The organism is Pseudoalteromonas sp. 2CM28B, assembly GCF_023161935.1.
Map to the genome: position 1 here is coordinate 86,006 of NZ_JALNTH010000031.1, position 6,000 is coordinate 92,005.

At 41.3% G+C, this 6,000-nt stretch carries 6 protein-coding genes; 4 read left to right on the forward strand and 2 right to left on the reverse strand.

The genetic code is table 11. From position 1 onward, the window contains the following. Positions 1-17: 17 nt before the first annotated feature. The gene (locus MTN96_RS28060; RefSeq protein WP_013466185.1) at positions 18-389 is read right to left on the reverse strand and encodes a histidine triad nucleotide-binding protein; all 372 of its coding nucleotides are present in this window, start codon (positions 387-389) and stop codon (positions 18-20) included. Between the two features lie 92 nt (positions 390-481). On the opposite strand from MTN96_RS28060, the gene MTN96_RS28065 reads away from it, so the two are divergent. Beyond that, entirely contained in the window at positions 482-1,084 is a 603-nt protein-coding gene (locus MTN96_RS28065) for a DUF2057 domain-containing protein (RefSeq protein WP_214552925.1), read from the forward strand. A 57-nt stretch (positions 1,085-1,141) separates the two neighbouring features. Here the strand turns inward: MTN96_RS28065 and MTN96_RS28070 are convergent, their stop codons facing one another. After that, a complete protein-coding gene (locus tag MTN96_RS28070) occupies positions 1,142-2,983 on the reverse strand; it encodes a M1 family metallopeptidase (RefSeq protein ID WP_248533550.1) in 1,842 nt (613 codons plus the stop codon). A gap of 142 nt (positions 2,984-3,125) precedes the next feature. Between MTN96_RS28070 and murB the strand changes: the two genes are divergently transcribed. The 3 genes from murB to MTN96_RS28085 are packed head-to-tail and all read left to right on the forward strand — an operon-like array spanning position 3,126 to position 5,820. Next, on the forward strand, positions 3,126-4,136 hold the full coding sequence (murB, locus tag MTN96_RS28075; protein ID WP_214552924.1) for a UDP-N-acetylmuramate dehydrogenase: 1,011 nt from the start codon (positions 3,126-3,128) through the stop codon (positions 4,134-4,136). Continuing rightward, a complete protein-coding gene (gene birA / locus MTN96_RS28080; RefSeq protein WP_248533551.1) occupies positions 4,133-5,125 on the forward strand; it encodes a bifunctional biotin--[acetyl-CoA-carboxylase] ligase/biotin operon repressor BirA in 993 nt (330 codons plus the stop codon). The genes murB and birA overlap by 4 nt, the downstream gene beginning before the upstream one ends. After that, a complete protein-coding gene (locus MTN96_RS28085) occupies positions 5,122-5,820 on the forward strand; it encodes a type III pantothenate kinase (RefSeq protein ID WP_069438921.1) in 699 nt (232 codons plus the stop codon). Before birA ends, MTN96_RS28085 begins: the two co-directional genes overlap by 4 nt. Positions 5,821-6,000: the final 180 nt, after the last annotated feature.

Here is a 6,000-nt window from a genome sequence, read left to right on the forward strand (position 1 = left end):
TAAGATTTAACTAAGCACTATAGCGCCGTTTTTTTAGTTTCTTGGTATGGAGGCCAGCCCATTTCTTTACCTGCGAGCATATGTAAATGTATGTGATACACAGTTTGGCCACCATGTTCATTACAGTTCATCACAACGCGGTAGCCGTCATCGCTAAAGTTGTGTTGCTTGGCCAGTTTTGCGGCGACCGTGTATAAATTACCAACTAAATGTGAGTTTTCATTATTTATATCATTTATAGTGGCAATTGGTTGCTTGGGAATAATTAATACATGAAATGGCGCTTGAGGATTAATGTCTTTAAACGCTAGCGTGTCATCGTCTTCGTAAATAATATCGGCTGGAATTTCGCGATTAATAATTTTAGTAAAAATAGTCTCTTGGCTCATAATGATGACTCTAATTTATTTGATTAATATATGTGTCACTAATGACAAATTTTGCTAGCAGTGTCAAACTGAAATCAACTAAAGGAGTAATTATGCGTAAATCAATATTATTAGGCAGTGTAGCGGCGCTCTTACTGAGTGCATCGAGTTTGGCAGAAAATATTCACTTTCCTGAGGAATTTGTTCCTTTGCAAGTGGGTGACCGAATAATTGAAAGTTCGCTTTTTAGTCGTGTTGATGATGTTGAATTAGCACCGGGTACTTATCAGCTAAAACTTAAATACACAGATTTATATGACTTAGGTTATGACGATCATGAAGTGATTGAATCAGAACCTTTTTGGGTGAATGTAACCATTGAAGCGGGTAAAGATTACACCTTAGTATTTAATCGTGCTGAAAATGCGGTAGCGGCAAAAGTATTTGCTGAAGCACCGCAAGTGAGTTTAAAAGCAAAAGGCAGCACCTTAGCTAAGCCATTAAATATTATTGCCGAACGACAAGTTCAAAGCGCACAGTTTAACCAGCAAACAATAGCAACCCCAGCGGGCCCGCAAAAACCGAGTCGTCCCATTAAACCGATTACGCCAATTAATGGAAAAGGCATGCCAAGTGCGGCAAATATGCTCGACTTTTGGTGGCAACAAGCAACGCTCGCTGAAAGGCAGGCTTTTTTAGATAAAGTAACAAAATAATTAAGCATTAAAAAAGGGCCAAATTGGCCCTTTTTAGTTTATTGGTAACGCTATTATTTATTCAAATAACGCGTCAATGGTACCTTGTGCAAGTGGGTGATAACCTGGACGTGCTTTTAAGTACACGCTTTGTGCCCAGTCTTTTTTACCATGTGTAATAAGTGCTTTGTAAAGTGGCACTATTAGCTTACGACGACCAATACCCGATAAGTGTTTATCAAGCGCAGGGTAAATCGGTTGGTAACCATTACCTACTGCTAGCATATACCATGCAAATGCGCGTTCTGCGTTAGTTGATTGGGTTAAGTTAAACTCGCCGTCTAATTCAGTCATTTTTTCAATGCTTAAATCGCGCGGTAGGTTATTTAAAAAGTGCAGCCATTCATGCACTGTCCAATTTGCAGTAGGTAATTGTGCGGCAGTTGTATCCCCCTTTAACCATGCTTGTGTTGCAGCATCTACTTTATCGAACGCATCAGAGGTAGGGTTAGGTGCATCACTTGGTAAACCAGGCTCAAAAATCCACTCGTTCACTTTATCCATGCTCACTACACCAGGGTACTTTTCAATTAAGTTAGCTTTGATGTAAGTCACAAATTGCGCAGTGGTTAGTGACTTAAACGCAAATTCATTAAAGTAAGTTTTAACAAAGTCATCAAACTTATCACGGCCATATTTTTCTTCTAGGTAGATTAAAAATAGCTGACCCTTTGTGTAAGGCACTGAGCTAAACGCATCATCTGGATCGCGGCCATTAAGTTTTAAATTAAGGCGAGTGTCTGGTGCATCAATGGTTTTAAGTTGCGCACGCAGGCCAGCAGCATCAAGCGCTTGCTCCATTACTGCACGGTCGCGACCAAATACTTCTTCCATAATGCGGTTTTCAACATAAGAGGTAAATCCTTCGTTTAACCATAAGTCTTCCCATGTGGCATTGGTTACTAAGTTACCAGACCAAGAGTGAGCAAGCTCATGTGCAATCAGGTTAACGAGGCTTTTATCGCCAGCAATAACGGTTGGGGTAATAAATGATAGACGCGGGTTTTCCATGCCACCAAATGGGAAGCTAGGCGGTAGCATAAGTAAGTCATAGCGACCCCAAGCATATTCACCATACATCGCATTGGTTTTGTCGATCATCGCTTGGGTGTCATTAAATTCAGCAACTGAGGCATCCAAAATAGTCGGTTCAGCAAAAATACCGGTTTGTTTAGACATCGCTTTAAATTCTAAGTTACCAGCACCAATGGCAATTAAGTAAGGCGAAATTGCTTGTGGCATATTGAAGTGGTAATCACCGTCTTTATAAAGGGCATCTTTATTATCGGCACTCATTACCGCACGCACATCTTCAGGGGTATGAATACGTGCAGAATAAGTCACACGCATTGCCGGTGTATCTTGCACAGGGATCCAACTACGTGCATGTATCGCTTGCGATTGACTATACATAAACGGGTGCGTTTTACTGGCTGTTTGCTCTGGCGTTAACCACTGTAAGCCCGACGCTTCTGGGCGACTGTTGTAGTAAATACGGACTTTTTCAGCTTGGCTTTTAAATGTAATGGTTAGTTTTGAGCCTTTAACATCGTCGCGATTAGCAAGGTTAAAACTGGCTTTATGCCAATTGCCATTGGCTGTTTGATACATCACTTTATCAATATCAAGATCGCGGGTATCAAGTACTAGCTTTGTGCTTTTCGCGTTTTGCCATTGTAGCGTATGCTCAACAAAACCTTCTAATTGCTTGTCGGCAAAGTCGATGTCTAAATCAAGGTTTAAATGCGTGGTGATAACATCATCAAGGTTGGCGTAGGAATTTTGATCAATAGCGCTAGCCATTGCTTGCGAGCACATACCGGCCATAACGAGGCTTAAAAAAAGAGGTTTGATTTTCATAATTACCTTGAGTACAAATAAAAAAGTACCCGTTTTATAACATGATTGCCACAGTGGGTTGAACAATTTTTACAAGCTGATGCGCAATTTGCGACGATGAGTTAAACTAGAGCGATTAATTACTGGTACCTTTAGGACCCTTGTGGCGCACTCATTACAACCCCTACATACATTTGCATTAAGTAGCCAATGCCAAAATTTTATTGAGATCACCGACTCAGCGCAGCTTCAAACTCAGAGCTTTAACGCGCCTTTTTGTCTGTTAGGGGAGGGCAGTAATACCATTTTTTTAAATGATTATGCTGGCACGGTTATTAAAATGGCGACCCAAGGAATTAATATTACTGAGCGGGAAAATGATTTTTTAGTCAGTGCGGCTGCCGGTGAAAATTGGCATCAATTAGTGACTTACTTGCTTGAGCAAGGCATAGCAGGGTTTGAAAATTTAGCACTCATACCAGGCACTGTCGGTGCTGCGCCAGTGCAAAATATTGGTGCCTACGGTGTAGAGATTGCGCAATTTGTAGAAGCTATTGACTATTTTGATATTAATAGCAACTGCTTCAAATCTTTAACTAATCAGCAATGCCACTTTGCTTATCGTGAATCGGTATTTAAACACGCGCTAAAAAATAAAGCAGTGATCACCCAAGTGCGCTTTAAACTGCCAAAAATATGGCAACCAGTACTCAGTTATGGACCGCTACAACAACTAAAAAACCCGACGCCACAGCAAGTATGTGAGCAGGTGATACAAACACGCAATAGCAAACTCCCAGACCCTTATAAACTAGCTAATGCTGGGAGTTTTTTTAAAAACCCAATTATTACCAATGCTGCGTTAGTGCCGTTACTTGCGCAGTTTCCTGAGTTACCTCATTACCCACACGGAGCCGGTCATCATAAAGTCGCAGCGGGGTGGTTAATAGAACAAGCGGGATTAAAGGGATATAAGATTGCCGGTATTGAAGTGCATCAGCAGCAAGCTTTGGTGCTCGTTAACCATGGTCACAGTACAGGGGATGATTTGATCAGCATGATCACCCATATTCAAAACACTGTTTTAGCGCGCTATAACATAAGCTTAGAACACGAAGTGCGGTTAATTGACCAACACAATGAATGCCATATCTCTTTGGAGCAATTAGCATGAAAGCACCTGATGGAAACAAGCTAGCTATTTTAAATGCGCTTAATAAAGGCGGGTTTGTCTCTGGGCAAGCTTTAGGAGAGGAATTAGGAATTAGTCGTGCCGCTGTTAGTAAACACATTCAAAGCCTACAAGCTATGGGCTTAGATGTATTTAAAGTTACAGGTAAAGGCTATTGCTTAAATAACCAAGTAGGGTTACTTAATCAGGAAAAAATACAACAGCTTTATGCTGAGTTAGGGCAAAATACCGCTAATATTGAAGTGCAGCCGCTCATTGATTCAACCAACAGCGAACTAATGCGCCGCATTCAGGTTAAAACACCACTTCAGTCGGGCACGGTAATCGTTGCCGAAATGCAGCAAGCAGGGCGCGGGCGTCGAGGGCGTGTATGGCAATCGCCATTTGGTGCCAACTTATACTACAGCTATTTTTGGCGATTAGATGATGGTTTACAAGCCGCTATGGGTGTATCGATTGCTGTTGGTTTAGCGGTGTATGATGCGATAAAAGCACTTTATGGTATTGATGTAGAGTTAAAGTGGCCAAACGACATTTACATAAAAAAACAAAAGCTCGCTGGCGTATTAGTTGAATTAGACGGGCAACCACAAGGGCCGTGTCAGTTGGTGATAGGAATTGGTATTAATTTAAATATGCCACAAAGTGCCAGTCAGCACATTGACCAAGCATGGACAGATTTGAGTCAGCACACCCAGCAGCTAGATAAAAATCAACTAGTAGCTTCATTAACTTATTGGTTAGAGCAGCGCTTAGCGCAATATCGCGAGAACGGCTTACAAACTATGTATCAACAATGGAATGCATTAAATGCGTTTGCAGGCGAGCAGGTAGAGCTTAATACTGGGCATCGTAGTTGGCGTGGCATTTGTGAAGGTATAGATGCGCACGGTGGTGTACGTATTCGCCAAGACGGCGAAGTAAAAAGTTATTATGGCGGCGAGATTTCATTAAGAAAGGCGCAAGCATGAGATTGTTAATTGATGTAGGTAATACTTCACTCAAAGCCGTATTGTGGGAAAACGGGCAAATACAGCCATGTGATATTAATAATATTTTATGGCAGCAAATTACGGTTGTTATTTACGCTTGTGTTGGTCGTAGCGAGTTACTTAAACAATTATTAGCGCAAGCCAAAACGCATAATATTGATTGTTTTGAGGCTACGGTTAGTAGTGAGCTTGGTGGGTTGCGCTGCGCGTATCAGCAAGTAGGTAATTTGGGTATAGATAGATGGTTGGCGCTTATTAGCGGTTATACGCTTTACCCTAATATGGCTGCTATTGTTGTTGATGCTGGCACGGCTACCACTATAGACGTTCTCAATAATGATGGGCAGCACTTAGGTGGTTGGATACTACCAGGGCTTGATTTAATGACCTCATCACTCACTCAAAATACTCAGCGGGTATTTGATGATGCAAACACGCCATTTGCTAATGAGCTTGGAAAAAACACCCCTAATGGGTTAAAAAACGGAGCCTTAGTGGCAACTATGGGTGCTATTGAGCAAGCAAGATTGCATTTAAAGACAAAAAATAGCCTTTTAATTTTTGCGGGTGGTTATGGTCAGCTGTTACAAGGGCATTTTTCACAGAGTATTTTCGACCCAATGCTAGTAATGAAAGGCTTAAATTACTGGTATGAGTTAGCTAAAAAGAGTTAAAAACAACAAAAAAACAGCTTTTTGCGCGAATAGTGAGCATTTGAAGCATTAAATCACATTTTTTTTAATTTTTTGGTTGCATCCCAATAAACCTTACTCTAGAATCTCGCCCCGTACTAAAGCAGTGCCGACTTAGCTCAGCTGGTAGAGCAACTGACTTGTAATCAGTAGGTCAACCGT